Here is a 19852-nt window from a genome sequence, read left to right on the forward strand (position 1 = left end):
TTTGATTTTGTTTATAATTCATAGTAGATCCTCCTTTAAATTAAGAATTGTTTTCTCTCAATTACAATTATACCTTAATTTATTTGTGAGGATTTTCTATTTTTATCGTATCACAGGAAGCTCGTATTTTAACTACAAAAAATCACTTAAACAGTTTAATTAAAATGGCGTACTCTTACATCGGGATCACCCCCTATATATGCACATCTCCTTATATATTATTTAACAAATCCATATCTTAAATTGTATCTCTTATTGAATAGAATTTTTTAATAGGATTAATTTCATAAATACAAATAACTATAATATAATTTATTTTTCTTACATTAAAATTGCTATTTATACAAAAGATATACAGTACCTTTTTATCCTAATCAAGCCAATTGAAAATAAAGTTTTCTTCCATCAGATCAGTAGTCATTTCTTCATTTCTTTTAACAGAATCTTCATTTTCTATGTTATAGTTTACATCTCCAGGATAAATTAAAATAAAAACCACTTCTTCATTTTCACTCAAAACCTGATGTTGTACTGGTATTTCTAAACCATAATTTAAATCCTGCCATTCTTGAATTGTATACTTATGAATATAGGCAAGTGTTTCAATATCATTTACTTGAGAAGTTATAGCCAAACCATATTCATATGGAATAACTTCAAATTCACCACTCCAACTTTCAGGAAATTCTATACTAAATCCATACTCATCATTAGTATATATTAGATTTTCCTTTGTTTCAGAACATGCAGATAATGTAACAATTAATAGAAACACTAAAAAGATGATCCAAGTTAAATTATACTTTTTCATAGTTGCCCCCTAGATTACCTTTCTCCCCTGTTCCAGGGTAATTTTCTGGAACAAGGGGAAAAGGGTGCTTATTTAATTTTGTGGTGTCCAAACTCCACCATATGAATCCCATACTGGTATATAAAAAGAAACATCGCTTATGTTTTTAAAAGATGATGATTTACGGTCATTCGTATGTGCACAAAAAGTCATTGTTACAGTATCATTTTGATCTACTAAACCTACATGGGAATACGAGGTCCAATAAATAATACTACCAGCCATAGCTTTGTTCTTGTTAGATGATGCAAAGAAAAATCCCTGGTCTACCATATAATCTTTAAGCCCATAAATTGAGGAGGAATAACCTGTGTTAACCCATGTATTTGTGCCTGATTTCCAATTGCTTTCTGTTGCAATTCCACCAGCGTGAATTGCTTGAGAGACAAAATTAGCACAATCATTACCATTATAAAATGGGTAATTCTTATTTCGGCAAGCATGGGGACTTGTTGTACATTTCCCACATGAATAATCTCTTACATACCCTCTTGCTTTAATTCTATCATAGTCTTTAGCAGAGCTTGGATTAGTTTTAGCAGCTATCTCCACATAACGTTCAATATCAGTACTTTTAAGAATTGAATCAATTTCCTCTACACCTTTGTTAAAAAGTTCACTTTCAGAAGCAGGAGCAAAGTCTGACATATTCATTTCTCCTGTTTCACTTTGAAAACAAATTTCAACATTTGTGGATTCTTCTATACTAAAACCATCTTTAGCTATAGGTATAATAACCTTAAATGTTGCATTTTCCTCTTGTTCTTTGCCTATATAATTATCGTCTAAATCTTTTTTTCTTGCATCAATCTGCTCTTTCGCAAGTAAATTAGAATTATCATCAGTGATATTAGCTAATTCACTTTCAAGACCTTTAATATAAGGTAATTCAGATGCAGACTTTGCCAAAAGTATTTTTTTAAATCCCACATCTACAGTTGCATGAATGCCATCTGATTCAGTAATTAGCGAAACTATTTGTCCAGAAATACTGGGGATTGTATAATATTCTGCATAACTTTCAATTACTTGATCACAAACATAGGTAATAATAGCTTCTTCATTTTCCCTACTAATACTGGTAAAATTATAATTATTCGCAGAAGCAAATGCAGTTGGGATAAAACTTAAAATAAGAAGCATCGCTACTAAAAAAGATAATCTTCTTTTTTTAAACATATAAAGCCCTCCCGTTTTTAATTTTCCTTTTTCTTAGCAGTTTTAAATTTTAAATTATAGTTAATTTTTTAATATCTATACCGTGCAATCATAAACATCACTCCACTTCTTAAAATATTATATATTTTAAAATTGTTTAAAATAATATTTATATGATAAAAATGTTAATAATTTACTTTATTTAATATGATCCATGGTACAGAATATGCACCAATGTCCTTGTCGCACATCTGCTTTTAGATAATTGTATGGTTTTAGAACTTACTAGAGATATCTATTGTATAGTTCAAATTGCTTATGATTATTTACCAATTGATTTCTCATTGATAAGGGGAACTCTACATATCAATCCATGAAGAAGGTAGTGTATTTATGTAACCATCCTTTCAGTCACTGGGTAGGCAAAAATCTTATGTCATAGAAAATCGATTACCTAGAGAATAGATACTTTATAATAATTACGTCAATTAACTCGACCGATACTGCTCCTTTCCTTATATACCAAACTAAATTTATTCATGTTATGTGTTTATTATAACGATTTAATATTTCTATGCCATGATTTGTCATGAACTATATATTTTAATGTCATGAACTAAGGGTTTTGTTAGGAAATAGCTCATTAAATCCTCTCATATTATTTCTTATGATGGAAACTCATAGATCTTTTATATGATAGACTAGACACCTTAGAAGGCTGGCTTTTATATTAGCAGAAATCATATCTGCGTATACAGGTGGTCTTGGGGCATCTTCCATTGTCGCTTATCCATTTCTGACTCATCAGCTAATGTATTTATGTAATCGGATATTAATTTTTCAAAGTACAACCTGTAAAATAAAAACAGGGAAGAGAAAAATAATATTCCTTCACCTATTTCCACATTTAACCTCTATTTTGAAGTCTGCTTTTATAAATTTTTTATTCTTTCTTCTAATTTCTTTTTTGCATCATCAATGCTATGCTTGACAGCACGAATGGAACATACTACTAACAGTGCTATTTCTTTTAATGTAAAACCATAATTATAATATATAAAGTAAGGTATATTTGAGGGTTGAGATTTCTATATCCGCTTTCACCTTAGCCGTATTTCTATAAAGCAATTAGAGTAAAAAATTATATAACAAAAGAAGTTGGCAAAAAGAAAAAAGACGATCAATTAATCGTCTTTTTCATGTATTTATATTCAAGTATTAAATATGTTGTAATCATTGAGAGAATAAACAATAAAGTAAATGAGCCTTGTATTACTAATCTGTAATTAAGATAAAATTCCTTATAATCCATTAATGAGTATAGTCTTATTGGATTTTTTGAATGATATATGAATATCAATGATAGAAAGATAGTGGATACAATTTTTAATTTTAAATCTTTTTTATAGTTTTTAAAATTTTGTTTTTTTGGTTTGTCATTATATTTTAAGTAAAATATAATAAATGCTATTAAAATACTTAAGATTATTTTAAAGGAATATACTATAAAAATATTAAAATAATTATATAGATTTATTGAATTAGCAATTATTAGAAGTATTGTAAATCCAATTATAAAAAATGATAATGTTGAGATAAATATTTTTAGATTATCTTTAAATTTAATAAAATTCACCCCTTCTAATAGCTATACTTTTAAATTTAATTCCATAATTTTGTTTCCGCAAGAACAGTTATAGACCCTTTATTTCTACCATCAGTAACATTTGCAGTTGTACTTGCACTAAATCTAAATCCTTTTCTATAATAACTAAAATGATTATAGTCATCGCTTCTTGGATAAATTATTCCATCTTTATTTGCATTATCAATAAGAATTCTAAGTTCTCTATTTGATACTTTTGAATCACCAGTTGGTTTCCATCCGTAGAATACACTTTCTAGTTCATTGTCCATTCCGAAATTATCTATCCAAACTAATCCAACAAGTGCAGTAACTCCAAGTTTTGTTGCTTTATCTTCTATTTCTTTAGGTCTAGCATATGCTGTCATTGAATATACTGATTCACCATCAATTTCTCCAAGTTTTTTTACTGTATAACCTGTTTCTATTTCCGGGGTTTCTGAAGGTAATGTAGAAAAATTTCCTATTAAAGATTCTTCAGAAATAAAATCTCCTTCAATTTTTATTTGATCTATTATTTCTTTAGGAACTTCATTATCGATAACCCCATTAATTGCATTATCTAATTCTCTGTCAATGTCTATTGATGATATTAATTCTTCTAGTTTTAAATCTTTTTCAGTGATGTTATGTTCTTGTGCTAATACATTAACACTTGGGATTAACATTAGAATTGCTAAAAAAACTGGCAATACTTTTTTGATTTTAAGCATAATACCACTCCTTTTTTTAATTTTTCACTTTTTATATATTGTTTTATTTTCTTTAGTGCTGAATCTGTCCAATATCCTAATTGCCGATTTGAATACGTAGCTCCAACTGTTATATATATCTCTTTTCCATCCCTCCTTATTTGAGACTAATGACATAAATTTAAATTGCTTATGCTTTTTAGTACCGATAATACTGAAAATATTAATAACTCTTATACATAAGAAGATAAAGATACAATTGTAATGAAGATTCAAGGCATGTCCAAAAATTAAATTATTTATTTTCTTATCTTGTTATATTCAATTATATATTCTTCAAATTCTAAAATCAGCTAACTTTTGTCCACTTTCTTAATTTTTTTACTATATATCAATTCATGGTAATAGTAAAATCTACTTATTTGATTTGACAAATAATAACCGATATTTATAGCTTATAAATATCTATTAAATAATCCCCTTAACCTTATGTTTATTATAACAATTTTATATTTCTATGCCATGATTTGTCATGAACTATATATTTTAATGTTATGAGCTAAGATTTTTATTAAGAAATAGTTCATTAAATCCTCTTATATTATTTCTTATAACGGAAACTCATAGATCTTTTTTATGATAGACTAGACTATTTATAATGTTCTTTTTCGGATGTTAATATAACCAATTGCACTCCAAAGTTCAGTCTTCTTTTCTTTTTCTAATATGATATCTTCCACCTTTTTCTATTTTATTAAGGAGCACTTACTTAGAGCTTCTTCAGTAAGATCTAAGTGCTCCAAATTTCTTTCACCAGAGCGAGTAAGATTTCTATCAATTTTGTTTAATTTAAATAAAGCAAAGTAAATATCAAGGTTAATCTCCATTTTGTGAAGTACATAATTTCCGTCAATAAATGAAACATAATATTGTTTTTTATTTCCACTTTCAGTCTTCTCAAGAATGTAAGCATTCATAAAGGTTGCCATCCGTATCCCTCCATTTTTTTCATTTTGTTAATTAGAAAAAATCAGAAGGCTGCGGATATCTAGCAATATACGTCTCTCAACGTTTCATACTGGCCTCCTTAATTTCGGTACATAAAAAAGCCGAGAATAACGATTTTGTTATTCTCGGCTTTTTTATGTACCATATTATTGAAAAAGGGCGTAAAATCAGCCCCGGCACTTTAATTCAAAATGTCGAGGCCTGCAGCTTAAGCAATTATTTAGTTTTTATCATAAGCTTTAACGTATAATTAATATAAAGCATTGCTTAAAATTACTTTATAGAAATTACATTTTTAATTTTTAAAAATATTATATACTTTTTATCGTAGTTCCATTTTAAAAAACTACATGCAAATCTTTTTTAATTTCAAGCTTACACTATACAAATATGCTAATATATCATCTTCTATTGGGCAGATTGTTAGATTATATGCTCCTTAAACTTTTATAATTTCCAAGTAAATATCTTCTGTAGGTAATTATTCGACATTTAGCATCTATCTATTCCAACTTCATTTTTTCAATTTGTCTTATTAAATGTCATATTTATACTTTACATCACATCATCAATCTCAATTCCAAGAATAAAGAAATAAGCATAATTCTCATCATATGAAATAATTTCTTCAGCATATTTCCTCATTAATATAATCTAATTTATTGGCTAAATTTATTATCTAGATTTTCTAACATCATAAAGCTTATTATGTCATATCATAAGTTGTTTTTAGATGCTCTAGTATTGTAAATAATCTTCTAAAAATTATCTTATTACACTCAATAAGTTTCTTATAACTAATTAAGCAGTCATATAATAACTATAGAGGAGTATCATTATATTTTAAACAATCAAAAGGCTATTTTCTTAGAAAATTCTCTACAATTATGGCGTACAACATATCTGTTATTTCTTTTATTTTTTGAATATCAATTCTTTCAATTTTATCACCACTTATCAATCCACCAATATTGGTAAGTAGCATTGATGGATATTGGGCTATTGTTACTGCAGGACATCCAGCATATTCAAAGGCAATATAATCGCTTGGAGGACCTTTCTTAATTTCCAAGGACTGATTATTAAGATATTCATCAAACAAATATGTCAATTCATTAGCCTTCCCATTAAATGTACCTATTATTGGATACAAATCACCTTCTTCCCCTATTGAATCAATATTGATATTATTAATTCTTTCTAATTCATCCTTTTTAAGTTTACTCACGTAATATCTTGAGCCATACATGAAATTCTCCTCACCAGAAAATAAAATAAATCTGATTTCAGTATCTAAAGATACTTCCTGTAACATATTTGCAAGTTCCATAACAGCAGCAACACCAGTCGCATTATCAATAACCCCATTAGTGATGGATTCAGAATCATAATGGGCACTGATAACTAGAATATCTGCATTACTATTTAAATTTGCTGGTTTTCTAGCTATGACATTAGTTCCTGTTCCATTAAAAGTCGTATAGTTAAAATCCAGAGATTTATTCTTATTAATACTCAAAATCTCATCTATACTCAAGGTTTTGAAAGGGAATCTCTGAAGTTCAACTTCATATCCGTAAGATTTTAAAATATCAGCGTAAAAAATAGCAACTTCTCTTTCAAACTCAGAACCAACTATACGTGGCTGTGTAGTAAGGTGCTTAATAGTATTGATAATATTTTCAGAACTAGCTTCTCCGACAGTATTAACAATATTTTTATTATCATTTTCGTAAATGTTTGAATCTGCTGCTATAGTAACTGTTCTTGTACTTTGATCCCAGTCCACCTTTGCTTTCATTTCTTCTGCTACAAAACGTATCGGTACCAACGTTCGACCATCAATAACCTTTACTGCTACATCCAGCTCGACTTCCTTTCCATTAATTTTGGCAATTTTATTATTAGACTGTAGCTCCATTATTAAATCAGATTTTTCCCCGATAATAGTTTCCGTATCTGGTATCCAATCAACGTTTACTTCCAATGCTTCAAATATTGCACGAAATGGCACCATTATCCGGTTATCAATTATAATTGCCTCGGTCTCTGCTTTAAGTTCTACACCATTAACTATTATTTTAATTTCTTTCTCAGCATTTGCATTAACCGTGACAGTCATAAGGAAAACTAAGGCTATAGATAATGCTGTAAATATTGTTTTTTTAAGCAAATTTATCACTTCCTTAAATATATTTATCTAATCAGTTCAATAAAAATTATCTCCAATATAAAAAACTGATATAAATATCTACATAGTATATTTTAATATCTTATAAGGTATTCCTCCAAACAAAGGCCATTTTCCATTATTTCTTTTGCTGCCTGTTTTCCTACATATCTAAAGTGCCATGGTTCATATATAACACCTGTTATCTCAGTTTTATCTTTAGGATATCTAAGTATAAATCCATATTCACTACAATGTTCAACCAACCATTCTATTTCTGGAGTTGCAGCTTGTTTCTCATCAAGAAACTGATAACCTAGAGATACTATATCAACAGCTAATCCCAAATTATGCTCACTCGTCCCAGGATAGGCAACAACCTTTTTCGCTTCAACCACTGCCTGATGAGCACTTAATCCATTGCCCATCTGTTTCTTAATTTGATTGTCAAATAATTTTTGTTGATATTCTACTGTCCTAAATGCGGAACAAACAACAGGAGATAAACCTTGTAACCTTGCATCAGCAAGCATCTCATTAAGATAATCTATTGCTCTTTCATCAAATTCAAGTCCATTTTCTAGTTTTTTCAATTTAGGTAAATATCCATCTGGCAAAGGACTTTTTTCATTTACCAACATTAGCATCCAGTCTTTACTATTCTGCACCAAATAAGATTTTTCTTTTTCTTGTTCCAAAAAAGATTCATCCTTTTTTTCTCTTATTAAAACTTTAATTGATTCTGAAGCTTCCGCATTAACTATAACTGTAAATGACAATATAAGAAAAATAGATAAAATAGTAACTATAGATACTTTTCCTCTTCCCTTTAACAATGACCTTCCTTTTATTTTCGATTCTAAACTATCTACTTCAATAACATGTTTATCTATTGTATACACAAAAAATCCCCCTTATCTCATAGCAAATATTATCTAATTATTTTGTAATACGTTTATTTCCTCTATTCTATCAACTTTCCATCCAATATAGAGATAATCCGTTTACTTTGCTTAGCTACCTGATTATTATGGCTAATCACTATTATGGTATTGCCATTATTATTCAACTTCTTAAAAAGAGCTAGTATATCCTTTCCTGTAGCAGAATCTAAAGAACCAGTTGGTTCGTCTGCTAGCAACAAAGAAGGTTCCGTTATTAAAGCACGGGCAATGGCCACTCTTTGTTGCTGCCCTCCTGAGAGTTCATTTGGCTTGTGCATTATCCTGTCGGACAAACCAACAAGACTGACGATTTTATCTGCTTTTTTCACTGCCTCATTTCTGGTTATCCCACGTATAAGTAAAGGCATAATGATATTTTGCATTGCTGTATATTGGGGTATCAGATTATATTTCTGAAAAATAAAACCAATTTTTTGGTTTCTGAACCATGACAGTTCCTTATTAGTACACTTATTCAACTCAATATCATTAAATTGATATATTCCGCTATCAGAAGTGTCCATACAGCCCAAAATATTCATTAAAGTACTCTTGCCAGAGCCTGATGGTCCAAGTATGGTTAGATAATCACCCTTCTCAACTGTAAGACTGATATCCTTAAGCACATGCAAGCTTTCCTCTCCCATGAAGTAAGATTTATTTACATTTTCCATCCTGATCATTTCATTCATGGCATTCCCTCACTTTAAAATTGTCAGCATTTCTATGCTGGCATCCTTACCATCTACAAGCTTTGGCATAAGCATTAATACAGATCCCTTTTTAATTTCTTCCAAAGTCGCCGTTTTTCCTAAAGCATTCCGTATTTCGGTCCCCGCCTGTATAGTCAAGGTTATGCTTTCACCTGTATATGTTAAGTTGATTTCTCCATTTTCTCCGTATATAGGGTTCGATGGATCTGGCGCATAATAATCTTCAACTCCTGGAGGATTTTCCTTTTCAGCAACTTTTACCGTAGAGACACCTGGTTTCTTCTTATCTTCACCATCGTCTCCATTATCTCCATCCCAATCTGGTGCTTTTCCTAACTCAATCTCAACTTCATTGCCTATGATGCTCTTTACCCTGCCATAAATATTCTTCCCTGACTCTTGAGCATTTTCATCATAATCAGCATTCTCTTCATTTGAATCCTTTTTAGATAACATTTTATCCTCAGATTCTTTTTGCTGCAAATCAATATCATTTGCTTCATTTGGTATTGTTTCATTTGAACAACCTGTAAACATTAATAGGGCAACTACCGTAATTGCTACAAATCTTTTTAATCTTTTCATATCAATCATTCTCCTTCACTTTATTCATAATTTAATGCATCAATAGGTTTCTGCTTTGATGCTCTATATGCAGGATAGTATCCGAAAGCTGTGCCTGTTAGAAGCGAAAAAAATAACGCAGCTAATTGGCCTCCTGCAGATGGAGTAACCGGAATATCAATATATCTCATAAGTGGCAATATAAAAATGCTCAAAAGCATCCCAGCCACACTTCCAAATGCACTTATGGTCACGGATTCAAGAAGAAACTGCAGAAGTATATTACCTTCGGAACAGCCTAAAGCTTTCAAGATTCCGATTTCTCTTGTGCGCTCCTTCACAGATACAAACAAAACATTCATGATTCCGATTCCGCTGACAACAAACACAATAACCGCAACAGAAATCAATATAACACTCATTATTCTTGCTGACTGGGTAGCGACTTCCATTCTGCTTCCTACATCTTCAATTGTGTACGCATCACCGTTATCAAAATAATAAGTGAGGGAGCTGCGAATCCATTTCATTGCAGAATCCACATGGGACACATCATCTGCTAAGGCAACTGCCCGAGGTATTGAACGATTACTAAATATATATTCTTTTCCTACAGAGTATGGGATAAAAATTGATGAATCTGGAACTACTAATCCGACACTATCACCTCTTCGAGGCAGAACTCCTACAACTTTTAACAGCTTATCGTTGACTGATATATATTGGCCAACAGCATATTCAGCATTACCAAAACTCTGCTCCGCCACATTAAACCCTAAAACAGCAACTAATGTTTTATTCTCCTCATCATCCTTTGTCAGATTTTCACCATAGGCTGTTGATAGATTCATAACATGTTCATATTCTGCCGTTACACCTGTAACAGTCCTAAAAAACTCCTTACCATTTATCATTACATTTACGCTGCCAAAGTCTAAAAGCATAATATTTGTCAGGTATGGATTTTCTTCTTTTATATGGTAAATCTGTTCCAGATTTAACCGTTCTATTTTGCTAAAATCCACATTTCCACTTAGGGCAGCTTTCGATTCATCTGGATTAATATAGATAGTAGCTGCCGACAGATCACCGAATTGCTTGATTATTTCTGCTTCTCCACCTTTACCTATAGCAATTACTAAAACAATTGTTGTAGCTCCTACAATAATACCTAATGAACTTAGAACAACCTTAAATTTGTTCTGCAAAATATTAATCCATATGATACGTAACATTTCAGTCAATTGCATACTTATCCCTCCACGTAGACAATTTCCCCTTCAGAAAGACCTGATAATATTTCACTGTATCGCCCATCTGAAAAGCCTGTCTGGATTTCTTGTTCAAATAGATTACCTTCTTCATCCATAAGAAGTACGATTTGTTTACCTTCTCTTAACTGAATTGCTTTGTTTGAAAGGCATAACACATCTTTTACCTGTTTCTGAATGAGCTGGGCTGAAAATGTCATCCCCTCCAACAAAAGCATATCTTCTTGTGTATCAATAGAGGCGTAAACCGTATATTCCACTGGATTCGCATTTTTAGGAGCAAACTGGACATCTGTAACGATCCCCTGCAGTGTCTGCGTCGGATACGCGTTGAGGGTAAACTGTACAGGCTGGCCGACTTCTATTTCACTAATATCTGCCTGGGATACCTGTATACTTGCAGTTATCTTCTTCGGGTCTCCAATTTGCGCAACAATTGGCTTTCCTGCAGTCATTTCACCTTCCACAGAAGGAACTGAAAGGACAACGCCATCTAACTTGGAGTAAAGATTAGGATTCTCTAATTCGGTGCCAACTGCTTTAGCAATTTTATCTCCAGCCTTTACTGTATCACCTTTTCTTACATAAACTTCTTCAATCTGAACAGGAATATCAAAATAATGATTAACGCTTGGTAGATATAAATAACCGCTAGCAGAAATCCCTGCTGTTATATCATCTCGAAAAACTTCATATTCCCTTAAGGGCATAACATCCTCTTGAGACTTATTTGCTTTAGACAGTAAATAAGTAGAAGTCAGCAGAACCGAAATGACAATGATAGATGTAACAATTTTTCTTTTTCGTGTCTTTTTTCCATTCATATCACTCTATACCTCGCTTTTTATTTAATTAATCTTGTAATATAAAGTATAAAGGGGCCGTGTATCAAAGTTGTATCATTATTGCTTAATATTTGCACAATTTTTACCTAAGACAAAGAATTTTATATAATAAGTTCCTTAAAAATCTTGCACAAAAAAATACGCCCTGCTGAATCTTAAAAGCTACTCAAGGCGTATTTTTCTGTTGAAAGTCTTATACACAGACAATTTACCATATTAATTTTTCATGTTGCTTTTGTCATGGTCGAATCTTAACAGAGGTATTATAACTTGATATAAATTTCTTTATGTAACCAAATCCATACCCATTTTCAAAATTATAAAATGTATAGGGCAAAACATGATCTTCGAATTTAAGTTCAAAATTATAAGCGTTATAGCCGCTTTCAGATATCTTTGTAGTTTTATCCTCCCAAAAAGAGTAAGTTTCCGGCTGAGATTCTATTTTTCGAGCCTCAAGCCCAAGATAATTTGCCCATGTTTCAATGCCCCTATTTTCTATAATCAATGGCATATCTAGCGTAGTTACAACAAACTGTATAATCTTTCCAGTATAATCATCCATGTAGAAATTTCCTAAAAATTCACCTTCTTGCAAAGCTAAATTCCAAAACACCCCACTAATGGTTGGTTCATCTTTTTGAACATATAAGCTGACGTCGATTTTAACAGTAGTTTTATCGCTTAGTTCTATTTCAGGTAGCAGTCCAAGTTTTGTAAGTACTGAAATTTCTTCTAAAAATTTAGAACTTGCGGAAGTCAAGTCAAATTTCGTACCCATTTCAAGTGCAATCCGATTCACATTTTGCGGATAATCTCTCAATAAGCTTATTTTCTCAACTATCGTTATTTCTTTATCTGATATAATTTTTTGCGGTTCAATTGATTCAAATTTGACCTTACCAATTATACTTTGATCTGTATGAGCAGTCATCCATTCAGGTAGGAAAAAACCTGCTGCAATAAAAGTAAATACTAAGGAAATAGTCAATATATATGTTTTATTTATCCTCATAATTTTCTACCCCCTTAAATCCAAATAAACACTGGTTCCAATATCTACTTGAGATTCAAAATTCATCTCTCCACCATGTAGTTCCACGATTTCTTTACACAAAGATAGTCCAATACCTACACCTTTATCTCTGACCCTTGATTTATCCACCATATAAAACATCTCTGTAATCCTTGAAAGCTCATTTTCTGTCATCCCCTTGCCATTATCCTTAACAATAATTATAAATCTCTCATCAGATATCCGTTTGCCTGTTAAGTTGATGATGCCGCTCCCTTGGATTGCTTTTCTGCCATTGTCTATAAGGTTTATAATAAGAGTTTTTATCAAATCTTCTTCCACCCTTATTTGAATATCTTCAGCAGAAATTTCTAGTAGAATATTACTTCCCTTAATAGTAGGTTCCATAATCCCTTTGATATTATTGAACAGCTCTTTCATATTAATTTCTTTCATCTCAAATTCATGATTTTTTACTACCAATAAATCAAGTAGTTTTAATGAAAGAACCTCTAGTCGTTTTCCCTCATTAAAAATATAATCTGCTGCCAAGATTCTATTTTCTTCGGACATCCTCTTTGAACGAAGCATATCCGCATATCCAATAATTGAAGTAAGGGGAGTTTTTACTTCATGAGCAAAACTGCCTATAAAATCTCTCTGGCTTATTGTCGTTGCTTCAAGATCCAGTATTTTGGTTTCAAGACTATCTGCCATCTTATTGAAATCCTCCGCTAATAACCCAATTTCATCTTTTGTCTGAATTGCTACCCTGTCACTATATTTCCCTTTGGCTATTTCTCTTGTAGTATTGGACAGTCTTTTTAAGGGGGAGAGTGTCCATAATGTCATTAAAAAAACTAATAGTCCGTTGACAACCAGCATGCAAAAAATAAATTTTCGATAAGAAGAAAATAAATTTTGTCTGTCTGTGAAAATAGAAGATATATCATGAATGGTTTCTATATATACTTTTCCGCTAAAGGTCTGGAGAATAGAAGCTGTCTGAATATAGTATCTGCCATTATATTCTATAGTCTTATACAACAAGGAATTGTCTTCAAGTTGTTTCAGCAAATTTACATCAAATCTTACATCATCACTCTGAGCAATTATATTCTGTTCATCATCTGAAATCCTAATTGATAATTTATCATTTGTAAAATGAGATATAATAGATTCTGAGATATTTACCATTGATGCTTTACTTTGTTCTTCAGATGTTGACGTAGGAATTACTGCTCCAAAATAACTGCGGAGCATTTTGTTTTCCTCCAATGCCGAGCTGCTTTCTCTATTAAGGGCAGACTGAAAAACAGCAGATATGAGAAAATAACCTCCTATACTGAATGTCAGTATCGTAATTATTAGAGTACTGAAAAATACTTTCCATGATAATTTCATTGTTTTATCTCCAACCGATATCCTACTTTATAGACCGCAGTAATCAACTGCTCCCAGCCAAGCTTTTTTCTTAAGCGCTGAACATGCAGATCAACAGTTCTACTGTCTCCCATATAATCCCCACCCCATATTTTTTCGTATATTTTATTCCTAAAAAGTGCAATATTTTTATTAGTAATAAAAAATATTAGAAGTTCATATTCCTTCGGTGTTAGAAGGATGTCTAGGTTTTCTTTCTTTACGGTTCTTGCTTTGGTATCAATGAGCAATCCACCTATTTCAATGGTAGATTGACTTAAATTATATCTTCTTAGAACAGCCTCAACTCTTGCTAAAAGCTCAATAATTTCAAATGGTTTCACAAGATAGTCATCAGCACCAAGTTTTAACCCTTTAACTCTATCATCTACACTTGCTTTTGCTGTTAAGAATATTACTGGAACATCTAGTGGCTTCACATATTCCATAACCTCATATCCGTCAACTTCTGGAAGAAGAATATCTAATAGAATTAAATCATATTTGTTTTCATCCAGCATATTTATGGCGGTCATTCCATCGAAAGCGCAATCACAAAAATACCCTGCTTCAAATAAGTTCATTCGTATTAAGTCAGAGATAGGCTTTTCATCTTCCACTATCAGAATTCGAATCAATATTATCACCCCTTAATAATGATACATCAAAGTTGTATCTTATTTGTATCATCTTTGTCTCTATTTTAAAACTTAAGTAAATCTAATAATTTTTCAATTGTATTAAGGAAAGATACTATTATTTTTAATCCGATTGGAACTTCTAATATTTTAACTATTAATCCTCATATATTTTTCAGCTTTGCTATTGTAATACATAACGAAGCATCCTAATTGTTAAAATATAGTTTAACATCAATATATACATATAACTAAGTAAAATCAAGTATTTATTTTAATTTCAATTCTCCAAGTCTAAATTTTAACTCATATAAACATATAAAGTTTCAACTTATAATTTATTGAGAACTATATTTTTTTGCAAAAAAAGACTTTTATTAGAATAAATAGTTTTAGTGAACTATTTATAAAGTTATCATTGTTGTATTTTAAGATTAATAGATTTTACTATTGTATTATCATACTGTTCTTTTTCTGCCTATAGATAATTCTTAAAGTGAGTCCTTCTGATAGGTTCATCATGAACTCCACCTCAGTCCATGAAAAAGACAAACTACCCCCTTGGTGGATAGCTTATCTTTTTATTAGTTTCATTACCTTTTCAAAAAATATCTATTGGATGAATTACTCCCATTCTCCCTATAGCGGGGTTCTTTGGTTAAAAGTCCACAGCGTATTAGATCCGCTATACCTCGTTTAACTGTACTTCTTGACATAGAAGTTTCTTTTGCAATAGTGTTTATGGCTGGCCAGCATTCACCCTTTGCATCACTTCTGTCCTTTAGATACATGTATACTGTTTTAGCACGAGCCGGAAGTTCATCTGATGTGTAGGAATAAATTGTTCCAAAATAACTCAAACCTTATCCCTCCTATGTTCTCAATGTCGGCCTTCTCTTTTTATTAATTGGATCTATTTTTGATGATGGATTATGTGACATCCCACCACTTTTATTTTTTATATCTCCTGATTCTGTTTCTTCAATATTTTCATCAAGCTCTTGATTCTCAATATTTTCTTCTAATGTTTCTTTATCAGCATAGAAAACCCTACGACGCGACTTTTCCTCCATAATATATGGTTTACCAAAAGTGATGCCCCAATCTAAAAACAAACGGAGTACAGTCCTCGTTGGATGCACTCCTGTTTTCATAATAACAAAGTTTCCTTTTGGTAAAGATTTTAATTCGTCTGCTGTTAATAATGGTCTCTCCATCATCTGCAAACTTTGTGAAGGATCATTTTTACCTCTACTGATACTTCCACTCATAACAGTACGGCTTCCAAGTGCTTTTGATAGAACTTGAGCTGTTTCTGAGTTTGGTGCAAATCCTCCAAATATGGTCAGCTGACAGTTATCAGTTATAATTTCGCTGCCTTCTTTTCCATAATTTTTATCAAGCTGTGCAAAGGATTGAATGATAGGTACTATGGAAATTCTTCTTGATCGTCCTGCACTAAGCATCATTTCAAAGGATTCAATCTTTGGAATTGTACCTATTTCATCTGCATAAATCATCACACGATTAGGTAGCTTACCTCCATTTTCATCTGCTACTGTCAGCATTTCACGGTAGAACTGTTGTAAAAATAAACTGACCATAAAATACTTCGTATTATCTTCTTCTGGTAATATTAGAAAGATAGCAGATTTTTTATTACAAAAGGTTTCTGCATCAATTGCAGTGTCAAAACATAAGATCTGTTCCATTTCTGTATCTAAAAATGCATTAAGTCTTGATAGTACTGTAGATAGAACTGATGCCATTGCCTGTTCAGCTGAGTTTAAAGCTGCACCTGCAAACCACCTTGCCTTATGCTCTGAAGGAAGCTTGTCCATCAGTAACTGAAACTGACTCTTTCCTTTTACCTTACTTGGTTCCATTAAGTCCTGCACCATTTTAAATACACTGATGATATGCCTGGTATCAACTACTTCTCCATCTTCTTTCGTAGGTGGAAGATACTCTGCAATAAGTAAAATAACAGCAGTTAGAAGTCCTTCAGCTGCATCATAGAAGAAAGCATTTTGTCCATAGGCAGAACTATCGCCTGTGGAATTTATAATAGTCTTTGAAATAATCTTTGCATATTTTTCAGCCTTTGCCTTAGCAGAAATATTATTGTGATCTTCCCTATATCTATCCATATACTTATTAACTAAATGCAATAAATTATTACCATCACTTCGTGTGGGATTTCTTAAATCTATAACTGCTATATTGTATCCGTAGCATTCTTTAGCGATTCTTCCATAGTTTCTAGCAAGATCACCTTTTGTATCTGTAGTTATAAAGCTCATACCAGTTGCACAGGCATATTCCAGATTAGGATAAAGAAAAAACGCAGTCTTTCCTACACCTGCTGCACCAATCATAAGACAATGGACATCATCAGTATCTACAAGTGCTATGACATTATTTTTAGCCCCTTTGCACCCAACTATAATTCCCTGCTCTGTAGGCAGATTTTTTCCCTTCCTCCAATCTAAAACATTAAATGGTACATGCTTATAAATTTTTAAAATTTCTTTCTTTGTAGAAAATCTAGCTGTACCATGCTGACCATCGCCAACAGTTTTTGATTTGATTCCATTTAAGGTATAATAGTGTGCAATCATTGAAATTCCGCCAATTACAAAGAACATCAGAGATGCCATGCTTATAAGCAGGTATAACTGTGATTCCATAGATCAGTCCCCCTTTTCTTCTCTATATTTTTAAATCACATCATAGTATTCATCCTTGTCCCTATTGCATAGCCATCTCTTTTATTTGTTTTTGTTCCTGCTTTAGTTCTTGTAGTTCAATCAAAATAATTGCCTTTAAACTATGTTGGGCAATTGATTCATAGGCTTTTGCAATATTTATTTTTTCATCTTCAGAAATAATCCCTTCATATCTACTGATTTTCAAAATTTCCTGTCCAATCATATCCAACCGATTATTGAGTCTACTGCGATTCTCATGTGCTTTAAATCCGTAATACAATCTGTTTTGGATAACATCTATGCCTTGGCTAATTTCCATTTGTTTATATTCCCTCTCAGCTAAAAGCAAAGAAAAAGCAGATAGTTGTTTTAATGTTTCAACTATCTGCTCCATATTATTTGTTTTACATCTGTGGAATAATTTATTTAATTTTGATAGAGAATCATCTGTACTTTTAAATTCAGATGTTAGACTATAAATCTCTGAACAAACTTTATCCCGTAGGGGATAATGTGGATGTTCTTCTCTGGGTATTACAGGAAGATTAAGGCTTGCCTTAAGGTCTTCATTCCAATCTTTATATTTAGGCATAAGCTTATCACATCTTATTTTCCTATCAATTAATATATCATAGAATTTTTCAGTGGTTTCAATTCCAGCTATATCATAATCCAGACATAGTATTACATGATTAAGATGGGGATTTATTTCAATCATCTTCAGCATCGCCTGTTCAGACACTCCGCACAATGATATATAACTATGGGACTGCCAATCTCTCTGATATATTGTAATAAAGGATAGCATATCAATAGGTGCTTCAAACACATAAAGCTTGTTACCTTTTCCAATATAATTAAAGCTATAGCAAGGATCACTGCTTTCTATATTTCCTTTGAAGCTCCTACCTCTTGTATAAGTTCCTTGCTTATGTCCATGACGAGGAGTTCCATTTTCATCTAAGCCTACAAATACAGCGTTGTGATATTCCTTTGTCTTGTCTTTAGAGAGTTCACTGCTTTCATATAGCATTTTATTTCTAGCAAAGAAACTCACTATGTCTCTATCAATACACCTTTGTTTAATTAAGTAGGCAAAAACTCTTCTCATATCAGAATGTTTTCGGGGTAAAACAAAGGGCTTTCTTTCCTCCTGTTCTTTTACGTCTGTTGTTTTATATATTATTTCTCCCTGTTCATCAAGTAATTTTGTTACTGCATCTGGAAAGCTAAGTCCATAAAAGTTCTGCAGAAAATCAATTGCTAGACCACCTTCTCCTGTTTCATGGTCATACCATCTATTCCCTCTAATAGTTATACTACGGTCACTTGCAAGCCTTTTCTCTCTTCCTGAACGTAGTAGCTTTTCCCCCTGTCTTTCCAGAAAATCCACTAGATCAACTGAGTTTGCTTTCTTCTTTTGTTCCTCTGTAAAATGAATGTAAGTAGACATTATTACCTCCCTTTTAATTCTATAATTCAATATTCTGCTGTTCATGGTCATCTTTCTTATGTCCTTGTGCCATCTTCTTTTCTCTTAACTTTCTTAATAACTTACTATCAACCTTAATTCCAACTCCTAATGATTTTAACGGAGCATTATCTTCAAATGTCTTACTCATATGATGAAATATCTTTGATACTACAAGTGAAACAGATGGGTTATAAAACTTGTTCATATTATCTAGAAAAAACTGAGCATATTCATTTCCCTGTTCAGCAGATAATGTAAACCATTTTATTGCCTCTTCTTTATCCCTTGGTACACCTTCACCCATTAAATATATTTTCCCTAATAGATACTGTCCATATTGATTCCCTTTTTGTGAAGATAACTTAAGCCATTTTATTGCTGATAAAATATCTTTTGTTATCTCTTCTCCCTTCAGATATAATTTACCAAGTTGATATGCTGCATATTCATTTCCTCCTTCTGCTGATAGTTTAAATAGCTCCAAAGCTTTCAGTATATTTTTATCTACATATTCCCCATCAAGATAAAGCTTTCCAAGAGAATACTGTGCAAATTGATTTCCACTATCTGATGCTTGTTTTAAATAGTCAATTGCTTTTTTAACTTCCTCTTTAAATCAAGTAGTATTTTTCAATACTTCTGATTAATTTTTTATTATTTTAGTAGATCATTTTAAGCAAAATAATTTTATTTTACATGAAATGTCTATTTTAATCCTCACTTAATAAAAGT

At 31.7% G+C, this 19852-nt stretch carries 17 protein-coding genes; all 17 read right to left on the reverse strand.

Annotated features, from left to right (window positions below; genetic code table 11):
• Positions 1 to 370 precede the first annotated feature (370 nt).
• Positions 371 to 811, reverse strand: coding sequence for a hypothetical protein (locus FYJ83_RS17495; RefSeq protein WP_154442788.1), 441 nt, complete (start codon positions 809 to 811; stop codon positions 371 to 373).
• A 72-nt stretch (positions 812 to 883) separates the two neighbouring features.
• Positions 884 to 2029 carry an amidase domain-containing protein gene (locus FYJ83_RS17500; RefSeq protein ID WP_154442789.1) on the reverse strand — a complete coding sequence of 382 codons (1146 nt, stop codon included), beginning with the start codon at positions 2027 to 2029 and terminating at the stop codon, positions 884 to 886.
• A 1641-nt stretch (positions 2030 to 3670) separates the two neighbouring features.
• Positions 3671 to 4366 carry a hypothetical protein gene (locus FYJ83_RS17505; RefSeq protein ID WP_154442790.1) on the reverse strand — a complete coding sequence of 232 codons (696 nt, stop codon included), beginning with the start codon at positions 4364 to 4366 and terminating at the stop codon, positions 3671 to 3673.
• Positions 4367 to 5091: 725 nt separating this feature from the next.
• On the reverse strand, positions 5092 to 5334 hold the full coding sequence (locus tag FYJ83_RS17510) for a hypothetical protein (RefSeq protein WP_154442791.1): 243 nt from the start codon (positions 5332 to 5334) through the stop codon (positions 5092 to 5094).
• Between the two features lie 878 nt (positions 5335 to 6212).
• On the reverse strand, positions 6213 to 7526 hold the full coding sequence (locus FYJ83_RS17515) for a stalk domain-containing protein (RefSeq protein WP_154442792.1): 1314 nt from the start codon (positions 7524 to 7526) through the stop codon (positions 6213 to 6215).
• Positions 7527 to 7618: 92 nt separating this feature from the next.
• Positions 7619 to 8425 (reverse strand): M15 family metallopeptidase, encoded by an 807-nt coding sequence (locus FYJ83_RS20090; RefSeq protein WP_154442793.1) that lies wholly within the window; start codon positions 8423 to 8425, stop codon positions 7619 to 7621.
• A 62-nt stretch (positions 8426 to 8487) separates the two neighbouring features.
• The gene (locus FYJ83_RS17525; protein ID WP_154442794.1) at positions 8488 to 9159 is read right to left on the reverse strand and encodes an ABC transporter ATP-binding protein; all 672 of its coding nucleotides are present in this window, start codon (positions 9157 to 9159) and stop codon (positions 8488 to 8490) included.
• Positions 9160 to 9168: 9 nt separating this feature from the next.
• Complete coding sequence (locus FYJ83_RS17530) at positions 9169 to 9765, reverse strand: hypothetical protein (RefSeq protein ID WP_154442795.1); 597 nt, start codon at positions 9763 to 9765, stop codon at positions 9169 to 9171.
• 20 nt (positions 9766 to 9785) lie between these two features.
• Positions 9786 to 10994 carry an ABC transporter permease gene (locus FYJ83_RS17535; protein ID WP_154442796.1) on the reverse strand — a complete coding sequence of 403 codons (1209 nt, stop codon included), beginning with the start codon at positions 10992 to 10994 and terminating at the stop codon, positions 9786 to 9788.
• A 2-nt stretch (positions 10995 to 10996) separates the two neighbouring features.
• Positions 10997 to 11839 (reverse strand): efflux RND transporter periplasmic adaptor subunit, encoded by an 843-nt coding sequence (locus tag FYJ83_RS17540; protein ID WP_154442797.1) that lies wholly within the window; start codon positions 11837 to 11839, stop codon positions 10997 to 10999.
• 259 nt (positions 11840 to 12098) lie between these two features.
• On the reverse strand, positions 12099 to 12875 hold the full coding sequence (locus FYJ83_RS17545) for a hypothetical protein (protein ID WP_154442798.1): 777 nt from the start codon (positions 12873 to 12875) through the stop codon (positions 12099 to 12101).
• 6 nt (positions 12876 to 12881) lie between these two features.
• Positions 12882 to 14279 carry a sensor histidine kinase gene (locus FYJ83_RS17550; protein ID WP_154442799.1) on the reverse strand — a complete coding sequence of 466 codons (1398 nt, stop codon included), beginning with the start codon at positions 14277 to 14279 and terminating at the stop codon, positions 12882 to 12884.
• Positions 14276 to 14935 carry a response regulator transcription factor gene (locus tag FYJ83_RS17555; protein WP_154442800.1) on the reverse strand — a complete coding sequence of 220 codons (660 nt, stop codon included), beginning with the start codon at positions 14933 to 14935 and terminating at the stop codon, positions 14276 to 14278. The genes FYJ83_RS17550 and FYJ83_RS17555 overlap by 4 nt, the downstream gene beginning before the upstream one ends.
• 593 nt (positions 14936 to 15528) lie before the next feature.
• Positions 15529 to 15795: a helix-turn-helix domain-containing protein gene (locus FYJ83_RS17560; RefSeq protein WP_154442801.1), complete on the reverse strand. Its 267-nt coding sequence runs from the start codon at positions 15793 to 15795 to the stop codon at positions 15529 to 15531.
• 12 nt (positions 15796 to 15807) lie between these two features.
• Complete coding sequence (locus tag FYJ83_RS17565) at positions 15808 to 17625, reverse strand: VirD4-like conjugal transfer protein, CD1115 family (protein ID WP_154442802.1); 1818 nt, start codon at positions 17623 to 17625, stop codon at positions 15808 to 15810.
• A 61-nt stretch (positions 17626 to 17686) separates the two neighbouring features.
• Positions 17687 to 19099: a DUF3991 domain-containing protein gene (locus tag FYJ83_RS17570; protein ID WP_154442803.1), complete on the reverse strand. Its 1413-nt coding sequence runs from the start codon at positions 19097 to 19099 to the stop codon at positions 17687 to 17689.
• Positions 19100 to 19118: 19 nt separating this feature from the next.
• On the reverse strand, positions 19119 to 19712 hold the full coding sequence (locus FYJ83_RS17575; protein ID WP_326828367.1) for a tetratricopeptide repeat protein: 594 nt from the start codon (positions 19710 to 19712) through the stop codon (positions 19119 to 19121).
• Between the last annotated feature and the right edge of the window lie 140 nt (positions 19713 to 19852).

The organism is Tissierella pigra (genome assembly GCF_009695605.1).
Lineage (GTDB): Bacteria > Bacillota > Clostridia > Tissierellales > Tissierellaceae > Tissierella > Tissierella pigra.

Bases quoted from the DNA above. Each gene is read 5' to 3' on its own strand.
- FYJ83_RS17570 (WP_154442803.1), bottom strand. From the start codon at position 19,099: ATGTCTACTTACATTCATTTTACAGAGGAACAAAAGAAGAAAGCAAAC.
- FYJ83_RS17525 (WP_154442794.1), bottom strand. From the start codon at position 9,159: ATGAATGAAATGATCAGGATGGAAAATGTAAATAAATCTTACTTCATG.
- FYJ83_RS17500 (WP_154442789.1), bottom strand. From the start codon at position 2,029: ATGTTTAAAAAAAGAAGATTATCTTTTTTAGTAGCGATGCTTCTTATT.
- FYJ83_RS17535 (WP_154442796.1), bottom strand. From the start codon at position 10,994: ATGCAATTGACTGAAATGTTACGTATCATATGGATTAATATTTTGCAG.
- FYJ83_RS17565 (WP_154442802.1), bottom strand. From the start codon at position 17,625: ATGGAATCACAGTTATACCTGCTTATAAGCATGGCATCTCTGATGTTC.
- FYJ83_RS17530 (WP_154442795.1), bottom strand. From the start codon at position 9,765: ATGAAAAGATTAAAAAGATTTGTAGCAATTACGGTAGTTGCCCTATTA.
- FYJ83_RS17505 (WP_154442790.1), bottom strand. From the start codon at position 4,366: ATGCTTAAAATCAAAAAAGTATTGCCAGTTTTTTTAGCAATTCTAATG.
- FYJ83_RS17550 (WP_154442799.1), bottom strand. From the start codon at position 14,279: ATGAAATTATCATGGAAAGTATTTTTCAGTACTCTAATAATTACGATA.
- FYJ83_RS17545 (WP_154442798.1), bottom strand. From the start codon at position 12,875: ATGAGGATAAATAAAACATATATATTGACTATTTCCTTAGTATTTACT.
- FYJ83_RS17510 (WP_154442791.1), bottom strand. From the start codon at position 5,334: ATGGCAACCTTTATGAATGCTTACATTCTTGAGAAGACTGAAAGTGGA.
- FYJ83_RS17540 (WP_154442797.1), bottom strand. From the start codon at position 11,839: ATGAATGGAAAAAAGACACGAAAAAGAAAAATTGTTACATCTATCATT.
- FYJ83_RS17495 (WP_154442788.1), bottom strand. From the start codon at position 811: ATGAAAAAGTATAATTTAACTTGGATCATCTTTTTAGTGTTTCTATTA.